Origin of the sequence: Variovorax paradoxus, from assembly GCF_029919115.1 — a bacterium.
In the GTDB taxonomy this organism is placed as follows: Bacteria; Pseudomonadota; Gammaproteobacteria; order Burkholderiales; family Burkholderiaceae_C; genus Variovorax; species Variovorax paradoxus_O.
The window spans coordinates 587,759-614,094 of record NZ_CP123990.1 but is presented as its reverse complement, the minus strand read 5'-3'; the positions used below and the strand labels follow the sequence as shown (position 1 = coordinate 614,094).

The window sequence follows — 26,336 nt, the reverse complement described above, 5'->3', positions numbered from 1 at the left end:
GATTCAGCTCAGGCGAAAGCGCGTGTCGCCCAGGGCATCAAGACCGAACTGCGCCAGCAACTCCCCCAGCCGGGCGGCTGCGGCGGCCTTGCGCTGCCCGGTGTGGCGCGCAAGGATCAGTTCGTTCTTCATGCTGTGCTCCCAGCCCACCAGCTCGGTGACAGTAACGCTGTAGCCGTTCGCCTCGAGATACAGGCAGCGCAGCACGTTGGTCAGCTGGCTGCCGATTTCGCGGGTGTGCAGCGGATGGCGCCATAACTCCGCGAGCGGCGTGCGGGACAAGGCAAGCGCCTTGGTCTCTCGCAGGCAGGCGGCCACTTCGGCCTGGCAGCACGGCACCAGCACCATGCAGCGCGCCTTCTTCGCGAGGCCGAAGGCAATCGCATCGTCGGTGGCGGTGTCGCAGGCGTGCAGTGCGGTGACCACGTCGATCCGCTCCGGCAGTTCGCTCGCGTTCGCCGATTCGGCGACGGTGAGATTCAGGAACGACATCCGGTCGAAGCCGAGTTGCCTTGCCAGCGCGCGCGATTTTTCCACCAGTTCGCTGCGCGTCTCGATGCCGTAGACGTGCCCGCCCTGGCGGGCGCGGAAGAACAGGTCGTAGATGATGAAGCCGAGGTACGACTTGCCAGCGCCATGGTCGGCCAGCGTGGCCTGGGCGCCGCCATCCGGCAGTTCGCGCAGCAGTTGCTCGATGAACTGGAACAGGTGGTACACCTGCTTGAGCTTGCGCCGCGAATCCTGATTGAGCCGGCCCTCGCGCGTGAGGATGTGCAGCTCTTTCAGGAGCTCGACGGATTGGCCCGGGCGCAGAACCTCGGACAACTCGGTTTCGGCCTTTGCAGCCTTTGCGGTCTTCACGCTCTTGGTAGCTTGTGCATTCATCATCGGGCACTCCCCGGGCCCACGTCGAGCGCAGCCCACCCGGCGGGGCCAAGCGCTTCGAGCGTCTCGATGTTGCGCTCGAAAATGGCTTCGGCTTCGGGAAACGCCTCGACCGCTCGGCTCACGCTGTCTTCGCGCAGCAGGTGCAGCGTGGGGTACGGCGCGCGATTGGTCGCATTCGTGATGTCGTCCGGTTCGGTGCCGCCGAACTGGAACTGCGGATGAAAGCTCGCGAGCTGGAATACGCCGTCGAACCCCGCTCGGACGAGCTTGCGTTCAGCGCGAGCCGTGAAATCGTTGAAGTCCAGAAAATCGGCCAAGGTATTGGGTGCTATCAGCAAGGTGGTGTCGCGCACGGAAGCATCGAGCGCGGCGAGTTCATTGGCCTCGGCCAGAAGCATTTCGATCAGCGCGGCCTCATCCGCCGGCAGGTACACGGCGTAGTGAATCTGCGCCTTCACATGAACCGCCTTGGCGAACGGGCACAGGTTGAGCCCGATCACCGCGCGCTCGAGCCAGCGCCGGGTGTCGGCTTCGGCCTGCACGGCCTCGATTGTCGCCGCGCCGGTCATGCCACTGCCGCCGCAAGGCGTATTCGTCCCAGGTGCCGCGCCATGGCCATGCCGGCCAGCGAGCATGCCAGCGTGGCAGTCCACGTCCAATGCCACCCGCCGACCCGGTGAGCCACCCAGGCCACAGCCGGGGGAGCCAGAAACTGCCCCAGGGAGGAGGCTTGCTGCATGAGCCCGATCGTGGTCGAGACGGTGGAGGGCCCAGGCGCCATGCGAACTCCGAGCAGGAACAGCGTTGCCGGCACCATGCCTCCGCCCAATGAAAAGACGCAGACTGCGGCATAGCGCAGCGCCGGCGGCAAGCCGAGCGCGTCGGCGCCCTGCCCCACCTGCGCGAAGGCCGCGACGCCGCCCAACGCCATCGCGCCAAAGCCCAGCTGCAGCAAACGCTCGGGAGAAACCCCGCGCTGCAGCCAGCGCCCGCCCGCGACATTGCCGACGATGTTCATGGCCGCCGCAACTGCGGTGAGCACCGCGTTCCAGCCGGCAGGCACGCCCGCACCGGCATAAATGGCTGGAAGAAAGCCGATCACCGCCATCCACTGGGCGGAATACACCGCGAAGGTCAGCGCGACGATCCAGGGCGGGCGTGCTCCGACGGTTGCGCGCAACCGCGACGACCATCCTCCGGCCATGCCGACCGCCGCAGCAGGACGAGCGCCGTCCGCGGGTACGGCCAGCCACAGCCAGGACGCCGCAGCCGCCGAAACAAGTGACAGCGACCACCACCAGTCAGGCCACCCGCCCCATGCGATCAACGCCGGCCCCAGCAGAAGCGCGAGCGCCACGCCGAGCGGCATGTACGCGCCCCACAAGCCCAGAGCCGCCTTGTCCGCACCGGACGGCGTCAATGCACGAATCAGCCCAGGCCCGGGCATGACGGCCAGGAGAAAGCCGATGCCTTCGGCGGCCCGGAGAACAAGCAGCCACCGCACCGCATGCGCGTTGCCGAAATGCCCGGTTCCGACCGCACCGCCGAGCAGGCTGGCGGCCGTCAAGACAACGAGTCCGGTGAGCATGCTGCGCCGCAAGCCGATGGTGTCGGCCGCAAGCCCGACCAGCAAACCGAGCGTCATGCTGGCGACCTGCACCAGCGACAGCAGGAAACCCGCCTCGACCAAGCCGATGCCCAGTGATGCTTGCAGGGCAGGCACGGCCGGCGGCAGCTTGCCCAGGTGCAGCGCGGCGCTGACCCCGCCCAGGAGAACGGCAAAGGCAGCAGCAGGAACGCGTGCGGACACGGCAGCCACCGAACTCATCCGATGCCCCGCCGGCCCGTGAGCCGTTCATGCTCGCGCATCGCGAACCGGTCGGTCATGCCGGCAATGTAGTCGGCCACCGCCCGATGCCGGTCGCGGCGATCGGCATAAGAAGCGGGCATTTCCGCGCCGCATTCGAGATAGGCATCGAACAGTTCCCGCACGACCTGCTGCGCCTGATCGGTTGTTTGTGTCACCTGCGGATGCCGGTACAGATTGCGGAATAAAAAGCTCTTTAATGCTCCCGACTGTGCCTGCATGGTTTCGCTGAACGCAACGAGCGGTGGCGAGTTCCGCACGCCATCTGCATCGGCCGGTGCCGCCCGCTCGATGGCCGCACGCGTGGCATCGATCACGTCATAGACCTGGGCGCTCAGCATGCGCCGGATGGTCTCGTAGAGCACGCGCCGCCCTTGAAGCTGGGGGTGTTCAGCCAGCGCCTCTCGGCGGTAGCGCTCGAAGAGTTCCACCTCCGCGAGCTGCTCGACGCTGATGAGCCCCGAGCGCACGCCGTCGTCGATGTCGTGCGCGTTGTAGGCGATGGCGTCCGCCAGGTTGCACAGCTGCGCCTCGAGACCCGGCTGGGTGCGGTCCAGAAAGCGCCGGGCCACGCCGTTGGGTTCCGCGGCCTCCAGTCGTTCGGCATTCGCGCGCGAGCAGTGCTTGAGAATGCCCTCGCGGGTCTCGAAGCTGAGATTCAGGCCGTCGTACTGCGGATAGCGGTGCTCCAGCGCATCGACCACGCGCAGGCTCTGCAAGTTGTGCTCGAAGCCGCCGTGGCTTTCCATGCAGGCGTTGAGCGCGTCCTGCCCGGCGTGGCCGAACGGCGTGTGTCCGAGGTCGTGCGCCAGGGCAATGGCCTCCACCAGGTCTTCATTGAGGCACAAGGCGCGCGCGATGGAGCGACCAAGCTGCGCCACCTCGAGCGAATGCGTGAGCCGGGTGCGGAACAGGTCGCCTTCATGGTTCAGGAACACCTGCGTCTTGTAGACCAGGCGCCGGAACGCGGTGGAATGCACGATGCGGTCGCGGTCGCGCTGGAAGGCATCGCGCGTGGGCGCGGGCGGCTCGGCATGGCGGCGCCCGCGCGACCGCGAGGGGTGGCAGGCATAGGCCGCAAGGTTCATCGGCGCACCCTTGGCGCTGCGCTCATCCGGCGCTGCAGCACTGTGCGAGCACGTCGCGCACCAGCGCATCGGGCGCACTGCTGACCACGGCGGAGCCCGGCTTGTCGATGACCACGAAGCGGATCTCGCCGGCTTCGGATTTCTTGTCGACCCGCATGAGTTCGAGGTACCGGTCGGCCCCCAGTGCCGGGCCGACGGTCGGCAGGCCGGCGCGTTCGATCAGCCGCGTGAGCCGCTCCACAAAGGCCGCGTCGACGCCGCCGAGGCGCTGCGACAGCTGCGCCGCCATGACCATGCCGCAGCCGACCGCTTCGCCGTGCAGCCATTCGCCGTAGCCCAGGCCCGACTCGATCGCATGGCCGAAGGTATGGCCGAAGTTGAGAATGGCGCGCAGCCCGGTTTCGCGCTCGTCCTGCCCCACGACCAGCGCCTTGATCTCGCAGCTGCGCTTGACGGCATAGGCCAGCGCGGCCGGCTCGCGCGCCACCAGCGCATCGATGTTCGCCTCGATCCAGTCGAAGAACGCCATGTCGTGGATCGGGCCGTACTTGATGACTTCGGCCAGGCCCGCGCTCAGCTCGCGCGGCGGCAGCGTCTGCAGCGTGCCCAGGTCGCACACCACGAGCTGCGGCTGATAGAACGCGCCGATCATGTTCTTGCCGAGCGGGTGGTTGATGGCCGTCTTGCCTCCCACCGACGAATCGACCTGCGCCAGCAGCGTGGTTGGCACCTGCACGAACGGCACGCCGCGCATGTAGCTGGCGGCGGCGAAGCCCGTCATGTCGCCCACCACGCCGCCGCCCAGGGCGAACAGCACGGTCTTCCGGTCGCTGCCGTGGCCGAGCAGCGCATCGAAGATCAGGTTCAGGGTCTGCAGGTTCTTGTGCGCCTCGCCGTCAGGCAACTCGAGCAGGTGCACGGTGCGAAAACGGCCGGCCAGCACGGCGCGCAGCGCCTTGGCATAGAGCGGCGCCACGGTGGTGTTGCTGACGATCAGCGCGCTCGCAGCGTCGGGCGTTGCGGCAAAGCTCGACGGGTCGCCAAGCAGGCCGGCGCCAATCAGGATGGGGTAGCTGCGCTCGCCGAGTTGGATATCGACGCGTTCTGGCGGGGCGGAAGGTGCGGGCAAAGGCATGCAGCGAGTTTAGGCGCTGCGGGCCGGCGGCTCAGCCAGTGGGTTCTTCAGGGTGCGCCCCCGGCTCCACAATGCCGGCAAGCTCCAGCTGCATGACGATGATGTTCACCAGCATGGCGATCGACGGGCGGCCCGTGTCGACCACGTCGTGGGCCGTTTCCCTGTAGAACGGGTCGCGCGCATCGTGCAGTTCGCGCAGCCGCCCGAGCGGATCGGCCACCTGCAGGAGGGGCCGCTTGACGTCATGGCGCAAGCGGCGAAAGAGGTCTTCGGGGGAAGAGCGCAGGTAGATCACGTAGAAGCGGTCCCGCAACTGCTTGCGATTGGCCTCCCGGAGGACCGCACCCCCGCCCGTGGCAAGTACGCCGTGGGGCTGCACGCAGAGGTCCGCGATGACGTTCTGTTCGAGATCCCGGAAGGCCGTTTCGCCTTCGCGCTCGAAGAAATCGCGAATCGAGCAGCCGATGCGCTGCTCGATCACGTGGTCGGTATCGACGAACGGAAGATTGAGGCGGGCGCCAAGGCGCCGCCCCACTGCGGATTTACCGGCGCCGGGCAACCCGACGAGTGCGACCGCCACGCGGTGGCTGCTACGCCCGCGCGTCAGCGCGCGGCGTTGCGGTCGGTAATCATCTTCGGAGTGATAAAGACGAGCATTTCGGTCTTGTTGGCAACGCGTTCGCGCTTGCGGAACAGTGCACCCAGGTAGGGCACTTCACCCAGCACCGGCACGCGCGATTCGTCATTGGTTTCGGTGAGTTCGAAGATACCACCGATGACGACCGTGCCGCCGTTCTCGACCAGCACTTCGGTCTGCACGTGCTTGGTGTTGATGGCCGGGCCTGCCGAGGTGTTGACGCCGCGGGCATCCTTGCTCACGTCCAGCGTCAGGATGATGTTGCCTTCGGGCGTGATCTGGGGCGTCACTTCGAGCTTCAGCACCGCCTTGCGGAACGAGATCGAGGTTGCGCCGCTGGAGGTGGCCTGCTGGTAGGGAATTTCTTCGCCCTGCTCGATCAGCGCCTTCGTCTGGTCGGCCGTGATGACGCGGGGGCTGGACACCAGCTTGCCCTTGCCGTCGGCTTCGAGCGCCGAGATCTCGAGGTTCAGCATGCGCGACAAGCTCGAGTTGAACAGCGAGATCGCGAAGGTACCGGGCGAATTGCCGGTGCCGCCGGCATCGCCTGCAGGCAGGTTGATGAAGTTGGAGTTGGTCCAGGTGGCTGCTGCGGCGCCGACACCGCCGGTGGTGGTGGTGGGCATCACGCCGAAGGTGCCGTAGGCCGGACTGCCGTTGGCCGACGCGACGCGTTCGCGGGAGATACCGCCGCCCAGACGCACGCCGAGCGACTTGCCGAAGGTGTCCGAAGCTTCCACGATACGCGCTTCGATCAGCACCTGGCGAACCGGAATGTCGAGCTTCTGGATCAATTCGCTCACCTGTGCAAGCCGCGACGGCACATCGGAAACGAACAGCTGGTTGGTGCGCGACTCGGCGATCACGCTGCCGCGCGGGCTCAGGATGCGGGTGGTCGTGCCGGAGCCTCCACCACCACCCGACGAAGCGCCGGTGCCGGTCAGGCCCTGGGCAATCGCAATTGCCTTGGTGTAGTTGAGCTGGAACGACTGGGTGCGCAGCGGCTCCAGGTTCTCGATTGCGGCCTTGGCTTCGAACTCGAGCTTTTCCTTGGCGTTGATTTCATCCTTGGGCGCAATCCAGAGCACGCTGCCGTTCTTGCGCATGCCCAGGTTCTTCGCCTGCATGATGATGTCCAGGGCCTGGTCCCACGGCACGTCCTTCAGCCGCAGCGTCAGCGCGCCGGTGACCGAATCGGAAGTCACGATGTTGAAGTTCGTGAAGTCGGCAATCACCTGCAGCAGCGAGCGGATCTCGATGTTCTGGAAGTTCAGCGAGAGCTTCTCGCCGTTGTAGCCCACGCCTTGCGTCAGCTTGGTCGGATCGACCTTGCGGGCACGCACTTCGACGACGAACTGGTTCTCGCTCTGGTAGGCGCTGTGCTCCCAGTCGCCCTTGGCCTCGATCGTCATGCGAACGCGGTCGCCCGACTGTTGCGACGTGATCAGCTGGACCGGCGTGTTGAAGTCGGCCACGTCCAGCCGGCGGCGCAGGCCCTCGGGTAGCGTCGACTTGGTGAATTCGACGACGAGGTTCTTGCCCTGCTGGCGCACATCGACGCCCACCTGGTTGTTCGGCAGGTCGACGATCACGCGGCCGGTGTTGTCCGAGCCGAGGCGGAAGTCGACGTCGCGCAGCGGGAGCGTGTCGCGGTTGCGGTTTTCGGCAAACACGGTGGGCGTGGACGAAGCCAGCGCCGTACCGGCCACCGGCTCGAGAATCACCAGCAGCGACTTGCCCTGGATCTCGGCCTTGTAGGCAGTTGCCTGCTTGAGGTTCAGCACCACGCGGCTGCGCTCGCCGGCCTGGACCACATTGACGGAACGCAGGTTGCCCTGGTTCACCTCGATGGCGGAGCGGCCGATGGCATTGGTAACGCCCGGGAAATCAAGCGCAATGCGCGCCGGCGTCTGAACGGCAAAGCCGGTCGGCACCGCCGTGAGCGGCTGGGCCAGGTCGATGCGGATCACCTCGGCGCCGGATTGCGTCGAACTGGTCACCGCTTCGATGGCGTTTTGCGCATGCGCCATGGCAAATGCACCGAATGCCAGCAGACCCAGCCCGGCAGCTCGCAGCCGCTGTGCCATTGTTGATTTTTTCTGATTCATTTCGCACTCTCTTGCAGCTGCAATGTCGCCACGCGTTCGATCCATTCACCGGCGGCGTCTTGCACGATTTCACGCAAGGCGACTTCGGTTTCGTTGATACGGGTAATGCGCCCGTAGTTGAGCCCCAGGTACTCGCCGACGCGCACCTTGTAGAGGAGCTTGTCGACACGAACCAGCGCCACTGGCTGGCCGTTGCGGTTCATGCTGCCGACCATGGCCATCGAGTCGAGCGGGAAGGCTTCGAGCGCTTCCTTGCGACGCGCCAGTTCAGGCGCGATCAGCTCCGACGTGCTCGGCTGGTTCGATTCGCGGCGCAGGGCCTGCGTGAGCTTCAGCAAGTTGAACGGCTCGAACGCCGATCCCTCGGTGTAGGCCTGGGGCGTGAATTTCTTGGGCTCGGTGATCGGCGGCACATTGGGCTTCACCTGTGCGCGCTGCTCGACCATCCATTGGCGCAGGTCCTGCTGCTCCGAATCGGCGCAGGCGCTCAAGCCCGATGCGGCCGCTACCAGCCACAGGAGTTTGGCGATCGTCCTCATTTCTTCGCCTTTGGCGCCGCAGCGCGTTTCTGGGCTGCGCGCTCTTCGTCATCGAGATAACGGTAGGTGCGAGCCGTGGCATCCATCGTGAGGGTGCCGTCCTTGTCTTTTTGCGGAGCGATCGTCAGGTTGTTCAGCGTCACGATGCGCGAGAGGCCCGCAACGTCGGCGGCAAACGAGCCGATGTCGTGGTAGCGGCCGGTCACGCGCACGGCGATCGGCAGCTCCGCGTAGTAGTCCTTGACCGAAACCTGCCCCGGGCGGAACAGTTCGAACTGCAGGCTGCGGCCGAGGCCGGCCTGGTTGATGTCGGACAGCAGTGCGTCCATTTCCGCCTTGCTCGGCAGCTGCTTCTCGAGCAGGGTCACGTACTGCTGCACCTGCTCGCGCTGCTTCTTCAGCAGGTCGAGGTTGGCGGCCAGAGCGACCTTTTTCTGATAGTCCGCGCGCAGCGTCACTTCCTTGGCGCGCTCGCTTTCGAGTTCGTCATTCGAATTGGTGAGCCACACGAACCACAGGCCGACCAGCACCAGCGCCGTCACCGCCAGGCACAGCGCATAGCGCGGCACCGGCGGCCAGCTGGCCGGATCGTTCGGATTGAGGTTGCGGAACTGGTCACCGAAACCGCGCAGCGCGGCGGCCACGTCTATCTTCTGAGAGGGGCGATTGCTTGCCATGATCCGTCTACCCCTTGACTTGCGCCGCTGCGGCCAAGGCCTTGTCGGCCGCGGCCTTCTGCGCGTCGGTCGGCCGCTTGAGGCCGATGCGCATCGTGAAGTTCGCCACGCGGCGCTGGTCGCGCTGGCTGAGGCTCACTGTTGCGGAAGTAATTTCGACCAGCTCGGGCTTGACCAGCCACGGGCTGTTGTTGCCCAGGTTGCGCAGCAGCTCGGAAACGCGCTCGTTCGACTGCGCCATGCCTTGCAGCGTGACAGTCTGGTTGTCCTGCTTCATGCTGGTGATATAGACACCGTCAGGAAGCTGGCGAACCAGTTCATTGAGCAGGTGCACCGGCAGGTTGCGATCACCCTGAAGGTCTTCAACCGCCTGCTGGCGCGCACGCAAGGCTGCAATTTCATCCTGCAGCGTCGAGATTTCCTTGATCTCGGCGTCGAGCTTGGTGATTTCTGTCTTCAAGAAATTATTCTTGGCCTGCTGGGCCGAGATTTGCGCCTCGAACCAGAGGAAGCCGAGGCCCGCGATCACGCCGCCAAGGATTGCCGCGGCACCCAGGGTGCCATAGAACGCCTCACGCCGGCGCTTGCGCGCAGCTTCGCGATGCGGAAGCAAATTGATGAGGATCACTGCACGAACCTCCGCATGGCAAGACCGCAGGAGGTCAGATAGGAGGGCGCCTCGCGCCGGACCTTCTTCTCACGGATATTGGGACCCATCTCCATGCCGTCGAACGGATTCACGAGCGAACAGGCGAAAGAGGTCTGGCGCGTGACGGCGCTGGTCAGGCTCGGCAGAGAGGCCGAACCGCCGGCGAGCAGCACGTAGTCGACACGGTTGTGCGGCGTGCTGGTAAAGAAGAACTGCAATGCGCGCGCGATTTCCTGTGCAATGCTTTCCACGAACGGCTTCAGCACGCTGGAGCCGTAGTCGTCGGGCAAATCCCCGCTGCGTTTCTTGGCTTCGGCCTCTTCGGCCGAAAAGCCGTACTGACGAACGATCAGTTGGGTGAGTTGGGCGCCGCCGAAAGCCTGGTCGCGGTCGTACAGCACTTCCTGGTTGCGCAGCACTTGCATGCTGGTCGTGAAAGCGCCTACTTCGAAAAGCGCCACGACCGCATCGAGACCCTTGCCTGGCAGTTGCTCGATCAGGCGGGCGGTTGCGAGGCGCGATGCATAAGACTCCACATCCAGGATCATCGCCTTCAGGCCGGCAGCTTCGGCCAACCCTTCGCGGTCCTGGACCTTTTCCTTGCGGGACGCCGCAATGAGCACTTCGACATCGCCCGCAGAGGCTGCGCTCTGCCCGGTGACGCAGAAGTCGAGGCTGACTTCGTCAAGCGAAAAGGGAATGTACTGGTTGGCTTCGGACTCGACCTGGAGCTCGAGTTCCTGCTCGCTCATGCCGCCTGGAAGAATGATCTTCTTGGTGATGACGGCCGAGGGGGGCAGAGCCAGCGCCACGTTGCGCGTGCGGGTGCCGCTCTTGCGCACGACGCGGCGGACGGCTTCAGCCACTTCATCGAACTTTTCGACGTTGCCGTCAGTGATCCAGCCCCGCTCGAGGGGTTCGATCGCGCACCGCTCCAGAACCAGCTTGCCGCTGGCCTCACGGCCGAGCTCGACCAGCTTGACGCTGGACGAACTGACGTCCAAGCCGAGCATGGGGGCGTTCTGACGACGAAACAATGATCCGAAAGCAGCCAAGTTAGGTCCCTTTACCCCTGCATTTGTAACCAATGGAAAAAATTGCGTTCGGTTGCATGCTAGCAGGAGGCGTACCGGCAACCAAGCAACGGCGGGCTTCAAGCCCCGGGACCGTTGTCAAAAGCTGACGTTGGCGCCACATTCAGTAACTTTTGGTTTAGCCCGCAACGATGCGCCAAAGTTCACCCCTCGGCAAGAGGGCGGCTTTTTATAATGTCAGGTGATTCTCCGGGCCCACATGCAAGAAACCTCACGCCCCAAAGGGCCAGCCAAGACCCCCTCTTCCACACGACCAGCCTGGCTGAAATGGCTGCTGCGCTTCATGGCCTGGGGATTCGGCATTGCCGCGGCCTGTGTGCTTGCGGTGCTCTGCGTTGTCGCGGTTGCGCTCGCCGTCGCCTACCCCAACCTGCCAGACATCTCCGAATTGTCCGACTACCGGCCCAAGCTGCCGCTGCGGGTCTTCTCGGCCGAAGGCATCCAAATTGGCGAATTCGGCGAGGAGCGCCGCAACCTCACGCCGATTGCGGCCATTCCCAAGCTGGTGAAAGACGCGGTGCTGGCCGCCGAAGACACGCGCTTCTACGACCATGGCGGCGTCGACTACAAGGGCATGGTGCGCGCGGGCCTGGCGAACATGAACCGCGTGAAGAGCCAGGGCGCATCGACCATCACGATGCAGGTGGCGCGCAACGTCTACCTGAGCTCCGAAAAAACGCTGACCCGCAAGATCTACGAAGTGCTGCTGACCTTCAAGCTGGAGCACCTGCTTACCAAGGACCAGATCTTCGAGATCTACCTGAACCAGATCTACCTGGGCAACCGGGCGTACGGCTTTGCCGCGGCTTCGGAAGCCTATTTCGGCAAACCCCTTCAAGACCTCACCATTGCCGAGGCGGCAATGCTGGCCGGCCTGCCGAAGGCACCGGGCGCCAACAACCCGGTCAACAATCCGCAGCGGGCGCGCGGGCGCCAGTTCTATGTGATCGACCGCATGCAGGACGCGGGCTTCATCACGGCCGAACAGGCAGCCCAGGCCAAGAAGGAAGAGCTGCACCTGCGCGACGCGGCAGACCCAAACCGCCTGCACGCCGAGTACGTGGCCGAAACCGTGCGCCAGCTGATGTATGCCCAGTATGGCGACAGCACCTACACGCGCGGGCTCAAGGTGTACACGTCGCTCGTGGCCGCCGACCAGGCCGCAGCCTACAAGGCCCTGCGCAAGGGCATCATGGACTACGAGCGGCGCCAGATCTACCGCGGCCCCGAGAAATTCGTCGACCTGCCCAACGATCCCAAGGAGCTCGACGAAGCGGTGGACGACGCGCTGACCGACCATCCTGACAACGGCGACGTGATGTCTGCCGTGGTGCTCAAGGCCAACGCGAAGGAAATTTCTGCCGTTCGCGGCAATGGCGACCCGGTGCAGATCACCGGAGAAGGCCTCAAGCCGGCGCAATCCGGCCTTTCCGACAAGGCGCCGCCCAACATCAAGATTCGCCGTGGCGCAGTGATCCGCGTGGTGAAGACGCCGAAGAACACCTGGGAAATCACGCAGCTGCCCGAAGTGGAAGGCGCTTTCGTCGCCATGGATCCGCGCGACGGCGCCATCAAGGCACTGGTGGGCGGCTTCGACTTCGGCAAGAACAAGTTCAACCACGTCACCCAGGCCTGGCGCCAGCCGGGCTCGAGCTTCAAGCCCTTCATCTATTCAGCGGCGCTCGAAAAGGGCTTCACGCCTTCCACGGTGATCAACGACGGCCCGCTCTTCTTCGACGCCGGCACCACGGGTGGCCAGCCGTGGGAACCCAAGAACTACGGCGGCGGCTACGACGGCCCCATGTCGATGCGCACCGCGCTGATGAAGTCCAAAAACCTGGTGTCGATTCGCATCCTGCAATCCATCGGCACCCGCTACGCCCAGGAATGGATCACCAATTTCGGCTTCGACAAGGACAAGCATCCCGCCTATCTCCCGATGGCGCTGGGGGCGGGTGCGGTCACGCCGATGCAGATGGCCGTGGGCTACTCGGTGTTTGCCAACGGCGGCTACCGCGTCAATCCGTACCTTGTGACCCGCATCACCGACCACAAGGACAAGGTGCTGGTCGACAAGCAGCCGCCGCTGCTCAACGAGACGATCCGCGCCATTCCCCAGCGCAACGCCTTCATCATGGATTCGCTGCTGCAATCCATCACGCGCGCCGGCACGGCAGCCAAGGCGCAGGCCATGCTGAAGCGGCCCGACCTTTACGGCAAGACCGGCACCACCAATGACTCGCTCGACGCCTGGTTTGCCGGCTTCCAGCCGACGATGACCGCCATCTCCTGGATCGGCTACGACACGCCGCGCAACCTGGGCGACCGCGAAACCGGTGGCGGCTTGAGCCTGCCGATCTGGATCAACTACATGGAAACCGCCATCAAGGGCGTGCCCGTGACCGATCTCTCCACCACGCCTCCGTCTGGCGTGGTGAGCGTTGGCGGCGAGTGGTACTACGACGACTACGCGCCGGGCCGCGGGGTTTCCAGCCTCGGTGTGGACACCCCTGCCACACCGCCTGCGGAGTCACTGAGCGGCGTGCCGGTGAGCCCGCCTCCGCCGCCTGAAGAACGCAATCGCATTCTCGATCTCTTCAGGAACTGACGGCATTGAGAGTCAGGTGGCCGCAAACTCCAGCGGCTGCCCGGCTTGCAGGCTTGCCTCGCGCGACAGGTTGCCGAAGAATTCCTCGCCCGTCTTGGTGTCGACCCAGGTCTTGCCGTCGAAGCGGTAGTGATAGCCGCCGGAGCGCGCGGCCAGCCAGATTTCCTGCAGCGGCTTTTGCAGGTTCACGATCAACTGGCTTCCGTTCCTGAAAGAAATCGTGATCATCCCGCCCACCCGCTGGTTGTCGATGTCGGCATCGGTTGCATCGTTGATGCGGTCGCAGCCTTGCTCGATGGCGGCAAGCGCGGCTTCGGCTCGGTCCATGTATTCGGAGTCGGTCATTACAATTTCGTTATGTTGAATGTTCGTCAAATTCTAGTGAGCGCCTCCAGCCGCGCTGCGCTCATGGTCTGCCTTGCCGCGACGGCGGGCGGTTTGGCCGCTTGCGGTCAGCGTGGGCCGCTCTATCTACCGACCGATCCGGCGGCTGCCCAGCGCGCAACACTGCCTCAGTTGCTTACGCCTGGCGGTTCGCGTGCTGCCGATGCCGAAGCGGCCCCAGCGCCCGCTGCAGCCGCCAGTGCGCCTGCTCCAGCAACCGGCAATGCCACCAGTCCCGGAGTGCCGAAGTGACGAACGCCCCCCTCCTTCCCGGCCACCCGCACATTGCCCATCGCGGCGACGCGCTCCACGTCGAGGGCTTGAGCCTGGATGCGCTCGCCCGCGAACACGGCACCCCCCTGTTCGTCTATTCGAAGCAATGGATGCTGGACGCGCTGGCGGCCTACCAGCGCGGCTTCGAGGGCCGCGAAGCCCTGATCTGCTATGCGATGAAGGCGAATTCGTCGCTTGGCGTGCTGCGCGTGTTCGCCGATGCGGGCTGCGGCTTCGACATTGTTTCGGGCGGCGAACTGGCGCGCGTGCTGGCCGTTGGCGCCGATCCGGCAAAAATCATCTTCTCGGGCGTTGGAAAGACCCGCGCCGAAATGCGGCAGGCGCTCGCCGCCCGCATTGCCTGCTTCAATGTCGAGAGCGAGGCCGAGCTCGACGTGCTCAACGAAGTGGCACTGGCCGAAGGCCGCCGCGCGCCCATCAGCATCCGCATCAATCCGAACGTCGACCCGAAGACGCATCCCTACATTTCCACCGGCCTGAAGGGCAACAAGTTCGGCATCGCCCACGACCGCGCAGTCGAGGCCTATCGCCACGCAGCCAGGTTGCCGGGGCTCGAGGTGGTGGGCATCGACTGTCACATCGGCTCGCAGATCACCGAAGCTTCGCCGTACCTGGACGCATGCGACCGCGTGCTCGACCTGGTCGAGGCCATCGAGGCGGCCGGGGTGCCGATCCATCACCTGGATTTTGGCGGCGGCCTGGGCATCGACTATAACGGCGAGGTGCCACCCAAGGCGGATGCCCTCTGGCAGCAACTGCTCGCGCGGCTTGACGCCCGCGGCTTCGGGCGCCGCAAGCTGGTCATCGAACCCGGCCGTTCGCTGGTCGGCAACGCGGGCGTGTGCGTGACCGAGGTGCTCTACACCAAGCCCGGCGAAGACAAGAACTTCTGCATCGTCGATGCGGCAATGAACGACCTGCCGCGGCCCGCGATGTATCAGGCGTTCCAGAAGATCGTGCCGCTACGAATCCGAGCCGGAAGCGCGCCGGTCTACGACGTTGTCGGCCCGGTGTGCGAAAGCGGCGACTGGATCGGGCGCGACCGGGCGCTCAATGTGGTGGCCGGCGATCTGCTGGCCGTGCTGTCGGCCGGCGCTTATTGCATGAGCATGGCCAGCAACTACAACACGCGCGGCCGGGCCGCCGAAGTGCTGGTGAGCGGCCAGAGCGCCACGCTGATCCGCCGCCGCGAGACGATGGAAGACCAACTGCGCAGCGAGCAGATCGAGGGCTGATCCGCGTCGGCAGGCAGCGCGGCCTCAGCCGGCGCTGCTGCTGCGCAGCGACTTCTCGCCGCTGCCGCGGGTGCCTGCCGAGGGCTTCGGCTTGCGCTTGCTCGCGTAGTTCCACACGCGCCACCCAAGCAGCACCGCAACAATCGCTGCGTAGACGAACACTTCGGCAAAGTTGTTCTTGCCCGCGCGCATCCAGAAGAAGTGCAGCAGGCCGAGGCCGGCGATCAGGTAGACCAGCTTGTGCAGCATTTGCCAGCGCTTTGCGCCCAGCGCCTTGATGGCGCGGTTGAACGAGGTAGCGGCCAGCGGCGTCAGCAGCACAAAGGCCGAAAACCCCACCAGGATGAACGGCCGCTTGGCGATGTCCTTGGCAATGTCCGCCCACTCGAAGCCCATGTCGAACCAGCTGTAGCACAGCAGGTGCACCACCACGTAGAAGTACGCAAAGAGCCCCAGCATGCGGCGAAAACGTGCAAGCGCATTCGTTTTGGTGATCACGCGCAGCGGCGTCACGGCCAGCACGATGCAGATGAAGCGCAAGGTCCAGTCGCCCGTTGCACGAATCAGGAACTCGGCCGGGTTGGCGCCAAGTCCGTCGGTGAATGCGCCGTAGGTCAGCCACGCGAACGGCAGCAGGCACAGCAGAAAGACCACCGGTTTGGCCGCCGGATGCATGAGCAGCTTGTTCATGGTGCAAAGGCTGGATGGCGAGGCAGGCTCGGGCTCAATAGTTCTTCTTCAGGTCCATGCCGGCATAGAGCTGGCCGACCTGGGCTTCGTAGCCGTTGAACATCAGCGTCTTGTTGCGCTTGGCAAAGAGCCCGCCGCCGTCTCCGATGCGCCGCTCGGTGGCCTGGCTCCAGCGCGGATGGTCGACGTTCGGGTTCACGTTCGAGTAGAAGCCGTATTCCTGGGCTGCGGCCTTGTTCCAGGCCGTGCTCGGCTCTTTCTCGACGAAGCGGATCTTCACGATCGACTTGGCCGATTTGAACCCGTACTTCCACGGCACCACGATGCGCACCGGCGCGCCGTTCTGGTTGGGCAGCACTTCGCCGTACATGCCGAAAGCCAGCAGCGTGAGCGGATGCATGGCCTCGTCCATCCGCAGGCCCTCGGTGTACGGCCATTCGAGCACGCGCGAGCCGACGAAAGGCATGGTCTTGGGGTCGGCCAGGGTCACGAACTCGACGTACTTGGCGTTGCCCTGCGGCTCGACCTTCTTGATGAGTTCGGCCAGCGAGTAGCCCACCCACGGAATGACCATCGACCAGCCCTCGACGCAGCGCAGACGGTAGATGCGCTCTTCCTGCGCGCTGAGCTTCAGCAGGTCTTCGATGCCGTACTTCCCGGGCTTCTTGACCAGCCCCTCGACTTCCACCGTCCACGGACGGGTCTTCAGCGTGCCCGCGTTCTTGACCGGATCGCCCTTGTCGGTGCCGAACTCATAGAAGTTGTTGTAGCTCGTCGCGTCCTTGTAGTCGGTGAGCTTTTCCATCGTTTGCGCGCCCGGCACGGCGGACTTGGCGCCAGGAAGCAGCGCCAGCTTGTGCGGACCGGTGGCTTGGGCGAAGGCCTCGCGTCCGGCAAAGCTCGCCAGCGCGGCACCGGCGGCCCCGCCCGCCATCAGCTTCAGCAGGTCGCGCCGGCTTTCGTAGATGGCGCGCGGCGTGATCTCGCTCGAGAGCGGATGGATGAAACCGCTGTTGCGACCCTGCGGGCGGGAGTGGAACGACATGGTGATGGCCTTTCGCGTGAATCGTTGTGCTCAGGGTAGTTCGAGCAATTCCCTGATCCGGTTACGCACAATCGCTGCGCGTGGATTCGATTCTTCGCGAAAAACCAGCGGCCCGGGGCTACAAGGTGCCGTAACTGTGCAGTCCGCTCAGGAACATGTTCACGCCAAGGAAGGCAAAGGTGGTGACCGCCAGCCCCGCCAGCGCCCACCAGGCCGCCACGGTGCCGCGCAAACCCTTGACCAGCCGCATGTGCAGCCAGGCCGCATAGTTGAGCCAGACGATCAGGGCCCAGGTTTCCTTCGGGTCCCAGCTCCAGTAGCCGCCCCAGGCGTCGGCCGCCCACAAGGCGCCGAGCACGGTTGCAATGGTGAAGAATGCAAAACCGACGGTGATCGACTTGTACATCACGTCGTCGAGCACCTCGTTGGCCGGCAACCGTGCGGCTATGCGCTTGCGGCCGACCAGAATGCCCGCGGCAATCAGCGCCGAGATGCCTGCATAAATCACCCAGTAGCTGCCCCCGGCCTCCTGCACGCGCTGGCGAAACGCCACCGGCACGAAGCACAGCGCCACGCCCAAGAGCCAGATCGGCGTGAGCTTGTACCAGCGCGTCTCGCCCGCCTGCTCCTTGATGAGGTAGGCAAAGGCCACCATGGCCGCGAGCGCAAAAGTGCCATAGCCGATGAAGTTGGCCGGCACGTGCAGCTTCATCCACCAACTCTGCAGCGCAGGCACCAGCGGCTGGATCTCGTGTGCGTTGCGCACCAGCGTGTACCAGAGAAGGAAGCCGACTGCCGCGCTCACCACCAGCATGACGAATGCACCGAGTGCTCGTGTGCCGTAGCGCGATTCGAAGTACAGGTAGAAGGCCGCGGTGAGCCAGCAGAACAGCACGAACACTTCGTACAGGTTGCTGACCGGGATGTGCCCGATGTCCGGCCCGAGCAGGTGGCTCTCGTACCAGCGCACCATGGTGCCGATGAGCGCCATGGCAATGGCGGCCCAGGTAAGGCGGGAGCCGATCAGGTCGAAGGTATCGCCCTGCTTGCCGCCGAAGAAACCGAGCCAGTAGAACAGCGTGCTCATGAAGAACAGCACGCTCATCCAGAGAATGGCCGATTGGCTCGACAGGAAATACTTGAGCCAGAACACCGTGTCTGCGCGCGCCAGGTCGCCCTGGTAGGAACTGATCGCCAGCAGGGATGCCGCGGCCACGACAATGGCGAGTACACGCAGCGGACGCCAGAACCAGCCGACGGCAATCACGGAGACCATTGCGGCAACGAGGATGGGCTTCTCGTACGAATCCATTGAGCCCGCATATCGCGCAAAGGCAAAGAGGCCGCCGGCAAGCACCAGTGCGGCGAACACCCAATCGAACAGGTTGCGGCGCGAAAACCAGCTTTCGTGGAGCGTGAGGGTGGTGGTGTTCATGGCGACGCCGATCCTTCTTTTTTCAAGGCAAGCAGCCTGTGCTTGAGGTGCTCGAACTCGCGATCGCTGTCGATCGTCTTGCGATTGACGGAGAAAGCCATCGTGGCATCCGTTGTGGTGTTGTCTCCGTGGCTTGCGCTGCCGGGCGTCAGCCATACCCAGAGCCGGCGCTCGCGCACGTACAGCATGGCAAAAATCCCGACGATCAGCAACAGGCAGCCCAGATAGACCACGTTCTTGCCGGGCGCACGCGCCACCTGGAAAACGCTGGCCTGCACCTGGGTGAAGTCGGTCATCATCATGGCGACCGGTGCCGGATAGAAATGCGCATCGCTGATGGCCAGCACCGCCTGCGTAAGAAACGCCTGCGACTTCTCGTCGCTCGGCAAGGCTGCGAGCCCCGCACCCTCGCGGCTCAGGTTGAGCATCTCGAACAGCACGTCGTTCAGGATGCGCACCAGCACCGCACCGGCGCGCTCGCGCTCGGGCTCGGGCACGTTGGCTTCCATGAATTCCGCAATGGCCTGCCAACCGCCCATCGTGGTGGCATCGGCCTTGGCACGCTCGCTGCCCGCAAACAATGCCAGGGCGCGCGCCGCCGAAACGCGCAACTGCTCGGCCATTTCGGGCCGCTTCGGATCCACGGCCTTGGCAATGTAGCGCTCGACCGCACGCGTGCGGGTATCGGCATCGGCGAGCGAGGCGCGCATGCGCACGAAGCCGTCCATGCTGCCCTGTTCGTCGGCGGGCACGCGAAGGTAGCGGAACGGCTCTTCAGGCTTTTCGCGCATGCCGAGCAGGAACACCGGCTGGCCGTCGCCGGTGTCGACCGGCACCATGTAGTTCTGGTATTCGCGCGCCTGGCCCGCGGCGTCGCGCAGCTTGTAGCCGATGCTCGGGCCGATATTGCGCAGCACCTTCGGCTTGGTGGTCTTGTTGGCCGCGCCCAGGCGCGACTCGATGTCGTGGCGCAGGTCGACCTTGCGCACATCGGCACCGCTGCCCATGGCGCCGCCGTCGGCAAAATTCTCGACGTTGATCACGCGCAGCGCAGCATATTCGAGCGTGAGCTTTTCCTTGCCGTTGGTAATTTCGGTGCTCGGCCCGCCAATGACGCCATCGACCTCGAATGGCTTGGCGGCGGCCGCCATGGGCACCGCCTTGAGCTTCACCTTGGAGCCGCCGTCGTCGAAGCTCGACTGGTAGATTTCCACACCCTTGTAGCTGGCCGGATGATTGACTTCGATGCGCGCGGGCACCTGCGCACCGGTCTCGCGATCGTGCAGCACCACCTCGCTTGCAAACAGCTTGGGCATGCCGGTCGAGTAATAGTCGACGATGAACTTCTTGAGCTCGATCGAGAACGGCAGCTCCTGCAGCAGCACGCCGTCCGATTGCTGCAGGATGGCCACGCTGCCCTGCCCGCCTTCAGGCACCAGGATGTTGCCGCGGAAGGTCGGGTTGCGCGGCGACAGCCGGTGCTGGGGCGGCACGTCGGCAATCATGCCGCCGCCGGTGAACACGCTCTTGCCGTTGAACCACGTCTGGGCGCGCACCACCAGGTCGCCGTCGAGCAGGCCGCCAATGCACACCAGCACGATGGCGCTGTGGGCGGCAATGTAGCCAAGCTTGTGGGCGCCGCCGGCACGGGCGGCAACCATCCAGCCGGCACCGGTCTGGCCGTCTGTGGCTTCGCGCTGCTGCAGCTTGACCTTCCAGCCGCCGCTCACCAGCAACTGGCCGATGCGATTGGCCGCCACTGCCGGCTCCTCGGCAAGCTGGTTTTCAGCGCGCTGGCCAAAGGCCTTGAGGCTCTGCGCGCGGATGTTTTCCTTGAAGGTCTTCAGGTCCACAAAAATGCGCGGCGTGTTGCGCGCGATGCACAGCGACGTGCTGATCACCAGGAACAGCAGGATCAGCAGGAACCACCAGGCGCTGTAGACCGAATCGAGCTTGGCCGTGCGAAACAGTTCGGCCCAGAACGGCCCGAACTGGTTGATGTAGTTGTTGATCGATTCGTGCTGCTTGAGCACGGTGCCGATGATCGACGCAATGCAGATGACGGTAAGCAGCGCAATTGCGAACCGCATCGACGAAAACAGCTCCACCGCAGCGCGAAGCACTTGCGGGCCGCGATGGACGCGAAGGCCATGGGTGGAGACAGACATCGGTGGGGGCAGAAAGGAATAAAGAAAAAGCAAAGGGCGGGCCATCCAACTGGATCGGCCCGCCCTTTGTTTGGGTTTTTTATCGGCGGTTAGTTCACGCTGAAGCGCGTGGCGTCAGCGCAGGCCGGCAATGTAGTCGGCAACGGCCTTGATTTCCCGGTCATTGAGCTTTGCAGCCACGCCCGTCATGGGCGCGCTGTTCTGGCGCACGTTGTCCCGGAAGGCAACAAGCTGTGCCACCGTGTAGTCGGCGTGCTGGCCGCCCAGGCGCGGGTACTGCGCGGGCATGCCGGCGCCGTTGGGGCTGTGGCAGCCGGCGCAGGCCGGAATCTGGCGGTCGGAAATGCCGCCGCGGTAGATTTTTTCGCCGAGCGCCACGGTGTCCTTCTCCTTGGAGAAGCCGGTCTTGATTTTCTTGGAGCCCACGAACCAGGCGATGTTGCGCATGTCCTCGTCGGACAGCTTGGCGGCCATGGGTTGCATGATGGGGCTCTTGCGCTTGCCGGACTTGAAGTCCTGCAACTGCTTGAGGATGTACTCGGGGTGCTGCTGCGCCAGCTTGGGGTTTGCCGCAACGGCCGAGTTGCCGTCTGCGTTGTGGCACGAGGCACAGGCCTGGGCGGCGGAATTGAACACCGCGTCGCCCTTGGCGGGATCGGGCTTGGCCGGCTTGGCCGCGGCGGGTGCAGCCGGTGCGGCTGCATGTTCGTCAGCCGCAAGGCTCGCGCTGGCTGCGACGCCCATGAGGGCTGCAAGCAGAAAATTGGCAAACAACTTCATATCGGGGGCTCGATTTATTGGCGCAAAACCCCGCGATTCTACAATGGCGGCCCGTTCCGAAAGCTCATTGATGACTACCCCGTCGCGCAAGCACGCTGCTCCCCCTTCCCGCGCGACCCCTGCCGTGGACCCCATCGTCGCCGAGCGCGAGCGCACTGCGCTCGGCTGGCTGCACACCGCCCACTTCCTGACCAGCGCCCCGCAGCTCGAGCATTTGCCTCCGCTGGACCTGCCCGAAATCGCCTTCGTCGGCCGTTCGAATGCGGGCAAGTCGACCGCGATCAACACGCTCACCCAGCAAACGCGGCTGGCCTTCGCATCCAAGACGCCGGGCCGCACGCAGCACATCAACCTGTTCGGCGTCGGCAAGCAGAAAGCCGACGACGCCGTGCTGGCCGACCTGCCGGGCTACGGCTACGCAGCGGTTCCCAAGGAAGCCAAGCTGCGCTGGCAGCGCGTCATGGGCAACTACCTGATGACGCGCGAAAACCTGCGCGGCGTGGTGCTGATGTGCGACCCGCGCCAGGGCCTCACCGAGCTCGACGAAATCCTGCTCGACGTGATCCGCCCGCGCGTCGAGCAAGGTCTCAAGTTCCTCGTTCTCTTGACCAAGTCCGACAAGCTCACCCGCAGCGAAGGCGCCAAGGTGCTGTCCATTACGCGACTGCAGGCCGGCGGCGGCGAGGTCAAACTGTTTTCCGCCCTCAAGAAACAGGGCGTGGGAGAAGCCGCCGAACTGCTGTGGCGCTGGGCTCATCCCCCCGGGGAAGCACCAGCGGAAGCCGAGCAGCCCGGGGCCCCGGAAGACACCTAGGGAAACCCGGCTCGCTGCTGTCCCATCTGCGTGATCCACTATGAAAACAATAGCAACGGAAGTTGAAGGAGACAAAGCATGATCGAGACCTTCCAGCGCAGCCTGCCCAACGGAACCACGCTGAGCTGCCGGGCAACCGGAACGCCCGGACGCCCGCTGATGGTGTTCCTCCATGGCTTTCCGGAGGCCGCTTTCATCTGGGACGAGCTGCTCGCGTATTTCGCCCAGCCTGAACATGGCGGCTACCGCTGTCTTGCACCCAATTTGCGCGGCTTCGAAAAGTCGAGCGCCCCGGCCGAGGTTCCCGCCTACAAGGCCCACCTGCTGATCCAGGACATCCAGCAACTGGTAGCCACCGAGAGCGCCGACGGCACCATGGCCGCGCTGGTGGCGCACGATTGGGGCGGCGCTTTCGGCTGGGGCTATGCCAACGCTTTTCCGGAGCAGGTCGGCCGGCTGGTCATCATCAACTCACCGCACCCCGGCACCTTCACGCGCGAACTACGCAACAACCCGGCGCAGCAGCAAGCCAGCGCCTACATGAACTTTCTGGCCAGGCCAGACGCGGAGGCCCTGCTCTCGGCCGACGACTTCAAGCGCATGTGGCCCTTCTTCACGCTGATGAAGGCCGGCCCCGACGGCTTCGGCTGGCTGACTGAAGAGGTAAAGCAGCAGTACCGCGAGGTGTGGAACGCCGGCCTCACCGGCGCCTGCAATCTCTACCGCGTCACGCCGATGAAGCCGCCGCTGCCGGGCCAGAGCATCGACGGCATCCCGGTGCTGCCGCGCGAACGGCTCACGGTGAACGTGCCCACCTTCGTCTTCTGGGCGCTCGACGACGCCGCGCTGTTGCCGGGCCTGCTCGAAGGCCTGGAGGAATACGTGCCCAAGCTGGAGATCAAGAAGGTACCGAACGCCACCCACTGGATCATTCACGAGCAGCCGCAGCTGGTGGCGAGCGAAATCGAGGCCTTCCTGAAGCGGAACTGAAGGAGCCGCTTTGCTTCTTCAATAGATCGACGGCGCGCCCTCGGGCCGCGTCTTGAAGCGGCGATGCACCCAGTAGTACTGGGACGGCATCTTGTCGATGTAGCCCTGCAGCCGCTCGTTCATGAGCGCCGTGTCGGCCTCGACATCGTCCGTCGGAAAGTTCTGCCACGCCGGCAGCACCTGAATCTCATAGCCTTCCGGCGTGAGCCTGGAGACGATCGGCACCACCTTGGCCTTGCCCAGCCGGGCGAAGCGCGAGAGCGAGGGCACGGTGGCGGCCTGTACGCCGTAGAACGGCACGAAGATCGTCTGGTCCCGGCCAAAGTCCATGTCGGGCAGCAGGTACAGGAGCCCGCCCTTGCGCAAGCCGCCGAGCACCGGCTTGATGCCGTCCACCCGATTGAGCGCCGCCACGTTGCCGAAGCGCGTGCGGCCTTCGCGGATCCATTCGTCGACCATCGGATCGCGCTGGGTCGTGTAGATGGTGGCAGAGGGCCGCGGCGTGTGCATGGTCAATGCCGTGGCCGCGGCATCGAGGCCGTAGAAATGCGGCGCAAACAGGATCATCGGCTCGTCGCCGTTGGCGATTTCGTCGATCTCCCGCGCGGCGCCCACCACCTTGAGCCGGCTCGCCACCACTTTTTCAGGCGCATGCCACAACCAGCTGCGGTCGAGCCACGACTGCGCCACATAGACGAAGGTCTCGCGCGCAATGCGGCGGCGTTCGGCTTCGGATTTACCCGGAAAGCACACCGCCAGGTTGGTATCGACCACGCGCCGGCGCGGTACGGCAACGGTGTGGAGGACGCGGCCCAGCAACGCGCCAAAGCCGCGAACCAGCGGCAAGGGCAGCGGCGCAATCGCGCGCATGAAGCCGATGCCGAGACGGGAGCCGAGACTCATTGCGCCTGCTCCCCGTTGGCGGCGGCCGCCACGACGGTCTCGCCGCGCGGCTCCTTGTAGCGTGCGTAATCCCAGACGTACTGGCCGGGCAGGCTGTGGATCAGGCGGCCGATGGCGTCGTTCATTGCAGCTGCGGCATCTTCGATGGACGCCTTGGGATCGGTGAGCGCAGTGCCCACGATGGGTTCGAAGCGGATCACGTAGCCCGCACCGCGCGGCAGCCTTTCGCACACGCTCAGGAAACAGGCGGCGCCGGTCTGCTGCGCGAGGCGCGGCAGCAGTGTCATGGTGTAGGCCGGGCGGCCAAGAAAAGGCGCCCACACGCCCTGCCCCAGCGGCGGCACCTGGTCCGGCAGGATGCCGGTGTAGCCGCCGCTGCGCAGCGTGCGGATGAGGCCGCGCACGCCGGTGTTGTTGGTCGGCAGGGTCTGCAGGCCAGGGCGGTCGCGCGAGCCCGCGGCAATCAGCTCGGCCATCCATTTCTTGCGGGCGGGGCGGAACAGCGCCGTGATAGGCCCGAAGGCCTGGAGAAAACGCTCGCCGATGGCCTGGCCGCACATCTCCCAGCTGCCCAGGTGCGGCGCCACGAGGATCACGCCCTTTTTTGCCTGCATGGCGGCTTCGAAAGCCTCGACGCCTTCCCAACGCACCACGCGCCGGAGCACGCTTTCGCCCTGCGGGCGCAGCCAGAGCCAGGGCAGCTCGGCGGCCATCTGGCCGGCGGCCGCGATGGCGGGGCGGTACTGGTCGGGCGTGAAACCCGCGTTTTCGGCATTGGCCTTGAAACGGCGGCGGTAATCGGGGGCACACCACCAGACCATCCAGCCAAGCAACGCCCCCAGCCGATGCATCAGCGGCATCGGTATGCGGGCAAGCAGGCGGAACAGGGTGACCATGGGCTGACAACAGGGAGTGAATACCAGGACGCGCGCGCACGATTTGGCGCGGCTCGAATAGAATGCAAATTGTCGCCGAGTTACGGAACAACTTGCAGGGCGACAAACACAAGCGCAAGAGCGATTGTGCCCCGCCGATTCGTCGGCATCTGCTAAAGCGTTCGCCAGGGCTCCGCAGAGTTGGCAACGCGCCAAATCACTTCAAGGAGCTTTGAACAAAATGGCGAACGACTTCCTCTTCACTTCCGAATCCGTTTCCGAAGGCCACCCCGACAAGGTCGCCGACCAGATCTCGGACGCCATCCTGGACGCGATCTTCGAGCAGGACCCGCGCAGCCGCGTGGCCGCCGAAACGCTGACCAACACCGGCCTGGTGGTGCTCGCGGGCGAAATCACCACCAACGCGCACGTCGACTACATCCAGGTGGCGCGCGACACCATCAAGCGCATCGGCTACGACAACACCGACTACGGCATCGACTACAAGGGCTGCGCGGTGATGGTCTGCTACGACAAGCAGTCCAACGACATCGCCCAGGGCGTCGACCACGCATCGGACGACCACCTGAACACCGGCGCCGGCGACCAGGGCCTGATGTTCGGCTACGCCTGCGACGAAACGCCCGAGCTGATGCCCGCGCCCATCTACTATGCGCACCGCCTGGTGGAGCGCCAAGCCCAGCTGCGCAAGGACGGCCGCCTGCCCTTCCTGCGCCCCGATGCCAAGAGCCAGGTCACGATGCGCTACGTGGACGGCAAGCCGCACAGCATCGACACCGTGGTGCTCTCCACCCAGCACAGCCCCGACCAGAGCGAAACGCCCACCAAGATGAAGGCCTCGTTCAACGAAGCCATCATCGAAGAGATCATCAAGCCCGTGCTGCCAAAGGAATGGCTGCAGAACACGCGCTACCTGATCAACCCGACCGGCCGCTTCGTCATCGGGGGCCCGCAGGGCGACTGCGGCCTGACCGGCCGCAAGATCATCGTCGACACCTACGGCGGCGCCTGCCCGCACGGCGGCGGCGCGTTCTCGGGCAAGGACCCGTCGAAGGTCGACCGCTCGGCCGCCTACGCCGCGCGCTACGTGGCCAAGAACATCGTGGCCGCGGGCCTGGCGCGCCAGTGCCAGATCCAGGTGGCCTACGCCATTGGCGTGGCGCAGCCGATGAACATCACCGTCTACACCGAAGGCACCGGCGTGATCCCCGACGACAAGATCGCCGAACTCGTGCGCGAGTTCTTCGACTTGCGTCCGAAGGGCATCATCCAGATGCTCGACCTGCTGCGCCCGATCTACCAGAAGACCGCGGCCTACGGCCACTTCGGCCGCGAAGAGCCCGAGTTCACCTGGGAAGCGACGACGCAGGCGGCTGCGCTGCGCGCTGCGGCCGGCCTCAAGTAAAAAGCCA

25 protein-coding genes are annotated in these 26,336 nt (G+C 65.0%); 6 read left to right on the top strand and 19 right to left on the bottom strand.

Going from position 1 to position 26,336, the window contains the following annotated elements; genetic code table 11:
* Positions 1 to 3: 3 nt before the first annotated feature.
* The 11 genes from QHG62_RS02855 to QHG62_RS02805 are packed head-to-tail and all read right to left on the bottom strand — an operon-like array spanning position 4 to position 10,643.
* Positions 4 to 888: a class I SAM-dependent methyltransferase gene (locus tag QHG62_RS02855; RefSeq protein WP_432445575.1), complete on the bottom strand. Its 885-nt coding sequence runs from the start codon at positions 886 to 888 to the stop codon at positions 4 to 6.
* A complete protein-coding gene (locus tag QHG62_RS02850; protein WP_281149319.1) occupies positions 885 to 1,457 on the bottom strand; it encodes a DUF1415 domain-containing protein in 573 nt (190 codons plus the stop codon). Before QHG62_RS02850 ends, QHG62_RS02855 begins: the two co-directional genes overlap by 4 nt.
* Positions 1,454 to 2,716, bottom strand: a complete 1,263-nt coding sequence (locus QHG62_RS02845) for an MFS transporter (protein WP_281149318.1) — start codon at positions 2,714 to 2,716, stop codon at positions 1,454 to 1,456. Before QHG62_RS02845 ends, QHG62_RS02850 begins: the two co-directional genes overlap by 4 nt.
* Positions 2,713 to 3,843, bottom strand: coding sequence for a deoxyguanosinetriphosphate triphosphohydrolase (locus QHG62_RS02840; protein WP_281149317.1), 1,131 nt, complete (start codon positions 3,841 to 3,843; stop codon positions 2,713 to 2,715). Before QHG62_RS02840 ends, QHG62_RS02845 begins: the two co-directional genes overlap by 4 nt.
* 22 nt (positions 3,844 to 3,865) lie before the next feature.
* On the bottom strand, positions 3,866 to 4,978 hold the full coding sequence (aroB, locus tag QHG62_RS02835) for a 3-dehydroquinate synthase (protein ID WP_281149316.1): 1,113 nt from the start codon (positions 4,976 to 4,978) through the stop codon (positions 3,866 to 3,868).
* A 31-nt stretch (positions 4,979 to 5,009) separates the two neighbouring features.
* Positions 5,010 to 5,558, bottom strand: a complete 549-nt coding sequence (locus QHG62_RS02830; protein WP_281149315.1) for a shikimate kinase — start codon at positions 5,556 to 5,558, stop codon at positions 5,010 to 5,012.
* Positions 5,559 to 5,581: 23 nt separating this feature from the next.
* Complete coding sequence (pilQ, locus tag QHG62_RS02825) at positions 5,582 to 7,723, bottom strand: type IV pilus secretin PilQ (protein ID WP_281149314.1); 2,142 nt, start codon at positions 7,721 to 7,723, stop codon at positions 5,582 to 5,584.
* Positions 7,720 to 8,262 (bottom strand): pilus assembly protein PilP, encoded by a 543-nt coding sequence (locus QHG62_RS02820; protein WP_281149313.1) that lies wholly within the window; start codon positions 8,260 to 8,262, stop codon positions 7,720 to 7,722. The genes pilQ and QHG62_RS02820 overlap by 4 nt, the downstream gene beginning before the upstream one ends.
* Positions 8,259 to 8,939, bottom strand: coding sequence for a type 4a pilus biogenesis protein PilO (locus QHG62_RS02815; protein WP_281149312.1), 681 nt, complete (start codon positions 8,937 to 8,939; stop codon positions 8,259 to 8,261). Before QHG62_RS02815 ends, QHG62_RS02820 begins: the two co-directional genes overlap by 4 nt.
* A 7-nt stretch (positions 8,940 to 8,946) precedes the next feature.
* Positions 8,947 to 9,567: a PilN domain-containing protein gene (locus tag QHG62_RS02810; RefSeq protein ID WP_281149311.1), complete on the bottom strand. Its 621-nt coding sequence runs from the start codon at positions 9,565 to 9,567 to the stop codon at positions 8,947 to 8,949.
* A complete protein-coding gene (locus tag QHG62_RS02805; RefSeq protein ID WP_126745805.1) occupies positions 9,564 to 10,643 on the bottom strand; it encodes a pilus assembly protein PilM in 1,080 nt (359 codons plus the stop codon). The genes QHG62_RS02810 and QHG62_RS02805 overlap by 4 nt, the downstream gene beginning before the upstream one ends.
* A gap of 238 nt (positions 10,644 to 10,881) precedes the next feature.
* On the opposite strand from QHG62_RS02805, the gene QHG62_RS02800 reads away from it, so the two are divergent.
* Positions 10,882 to 13,290, top strand: coding sequence for a penicillin-binding protein 1A (locus QHG62_RS02800; RefSeq protein WP_281149310.1), 2,409 nt, complete (start codon positions 10,882 to 10,884; stop codon positions 13,288 to 13,290).
* Positions 13,291 to 13,302: 12 nt separating this feature from the next.
* Here the strand turns inward: QHG62_RS02800 and cyaY are convergent, their stop codons facing one another.
* On the bottom strand, positions 13,303 to 13,635 hold the full coding sequence (gene cyaY, locus QHG62_RS02795) for an iron donor protein CyaY (RefSeq protein ID WP_281149309.1): 333 nt from the start codon (positions 13,633 to 13,635) through the stop codon (positions 13,303 to 13,305).
* Between the two features lie 12 nt (positions 13,636 to 13,647).
* Here cyaY and lptM point away from each other — a divergent pair, with 12 nt between their 5' ends.
* Positions 13,648 to 13,926 (top strand): LPS translocon maturation chaperone LptM, encoded by a 279-nt coding sequence (gene lptM, locus QHG62_RS02790; protein ID WP_281149308.1) that lies wholly within the window; start codon positions 13,648 to 13,650, stop codon positions 13,924 to 13,926.
* On the top strand, positions 13,923 to 15,203 hold the full coding sequence (lysA, locus tag QHG62_RS02785) for a diaminopimelate decarboxylase (protein WP_281149306.1): 1,281 nt from the start codon (positions 13,923 to 13,925) through the stop codon (positions 15,201 to 15,203). The genes lptM and lysA overlap by 4 nt, the downstream gene beginning before the upstream one ends.
* 24 nt (positions 15,204 to 15,227) lie before the next feature.
* Here the strand turns inward: lysA and QHG62_RS02780 are convergent, their stop codons facing one another.
* From QHG62_RS02780 to QHG62_RS02760, 5 genes are all read right to left on the bottom strand, one after another.
* Entirely contained in the window at positions 15,228 to 15,893 is a 666-nt protein-coding gene (locus tag QHG62_RS02780) for a sulfite oxidase heme-binding subunit YedZ (protein ID WP_281149305.1), read from the bottom strand.
* Between the two features lie 34 nt (positions 15,894 to 15,927).
* On the bottom strand, positions 15,928 to 16,938 hold the full coding sequence (gene msrP, locus QHG62_RS02775) for a protein-methionine-sulfoxide reductase catalytic subunit MsrP (RefSeq protein WP_281149304.1): 1,011 nt from the start codon (positions 16,936 to 16,938) through the stop codon (positions 15,928 to 15,930).
* 118 nt (positions 16,939 to 17,056) lie between these two features.
* Entirely contained in the window at positions 17,057 to 18,373 is a 1,317-nt protein-coding gene (ccsB, locus tag QHG62_RS02770; protein ID WP_281149303.1) for a c-type cytochrome biogenesis protein CcsB, read from the bottom strand.
* Complete coding sequence (locus QHG62_RS02765) at positions 18,370 to 20,541, bottom strand: cytochrome c biogenesis protein ResB (protein ID WP_281149302.1); 2,172 nt, start codon at positions 20,539 to 20,541, stop codon at positions 18,370 to 18,372. The genes ccsB and QHG62_RS02765 overlap by 4 nt, the downstream gene beginning before the upstream one ends.
* Before the next feature lie 114 nt (positions 20,542 to 20,655).
* A complete protein-coding gene (locus tag QHG62_RS02760) occupies positions 20,656 to 21,321 on the bottom strand; it encodes a c-type cytochrome (RefSeq protein WP_281149301.1) in 666 nt (221 codons plus the stop codon).
* 70 nt (positions 21,322 to 21,391) lie between these two features.
* On the opposite strand from QHG62_RS02760, the gene yihA reads away from it, so the two are divergent.
* Together yihA and QHG62_RS02750 are read left to right on the top strand one after the other, a co-directional pair.
* Positions 21,392 to 22,135 (top strand): ribosome biogenesis GTP-binding protein YihA/YsxC, encoded by a 744-nt coding sequence (gene yihA, locus QHG62_RS02755; protein WP_281149300.1) that lies wholly within the window; start codon positions 21,392 to 21,394, stop codon positions 22,133 to 22,135.
* A gap of 78 nt (positions 22,136 to 22,213) precedes the next feature.
* Complete coding sequence (locus QHG62_RS02750; RefSeq protein ID WP_281149299.1) at positions 22,214 to 23,125, top strand: alpha/beta fold hydrolase; 912 nt, start codon at positions 22,214 to 22,216, stop codon at positions 23,123 to 23,125.
* Between the two features lie 18 nt (positions 23,126 to 23,143).
* On the opposite strand, the gene QHG62_RS02745 is transcribed toward QHG62_RS02750, so the two are convergent.
* Together QHG62_RS02745 and QHG62_RS02740 are read right to left on the bottom strand one after the other, a co-directional pair.
* Positions 23,144 to 24,028, bottom strand: coding sequence for a lipid A biosynthesis acyltransferase (locus tag QHG62_RS02745; RefSeq protein ID WP_281149298.1), 885 nt, complete (start codon positions 24,026 to 24,028; stop codon positions 23,144 to 23,146).
* Positions 24,025 to 24,924 carry a lysophospholipid acyltransferase family protein gene (locus QHG62_RS02740; protein WP_281149297.1) on the bottom strand — a complete coding sequence of 300 codons (900 nt, stop codon included), beginning with the start codon at positions 24,922 to 24,924 and terminating at the stop codon, positions 24,025 to 24,027. Before QHG62_RS02740 ends, QHG62_RS02745 begins: the two co-directional genes overlap by 4 nt.
* 220 nt (positions 24,925 to 25,144) lie before the next feature.
* Here QHG62_RS02740 and metK point away from each other — a divergent pair, with 220 nt between their 5' ends.
* Positions 25,145 to 26,329, top strand: coding sequence for a methionine adenosyltransferase (gene metK / locus QHG62_RS02735; protein ID WP_126745502.1), 1,185 nt, complete (start codon positions 25,145 to 25,147; stop codon positions 26,327 to 26,329).
* Positions 26,330 to 26,336 lie beyond the last annotated feature (7 nt).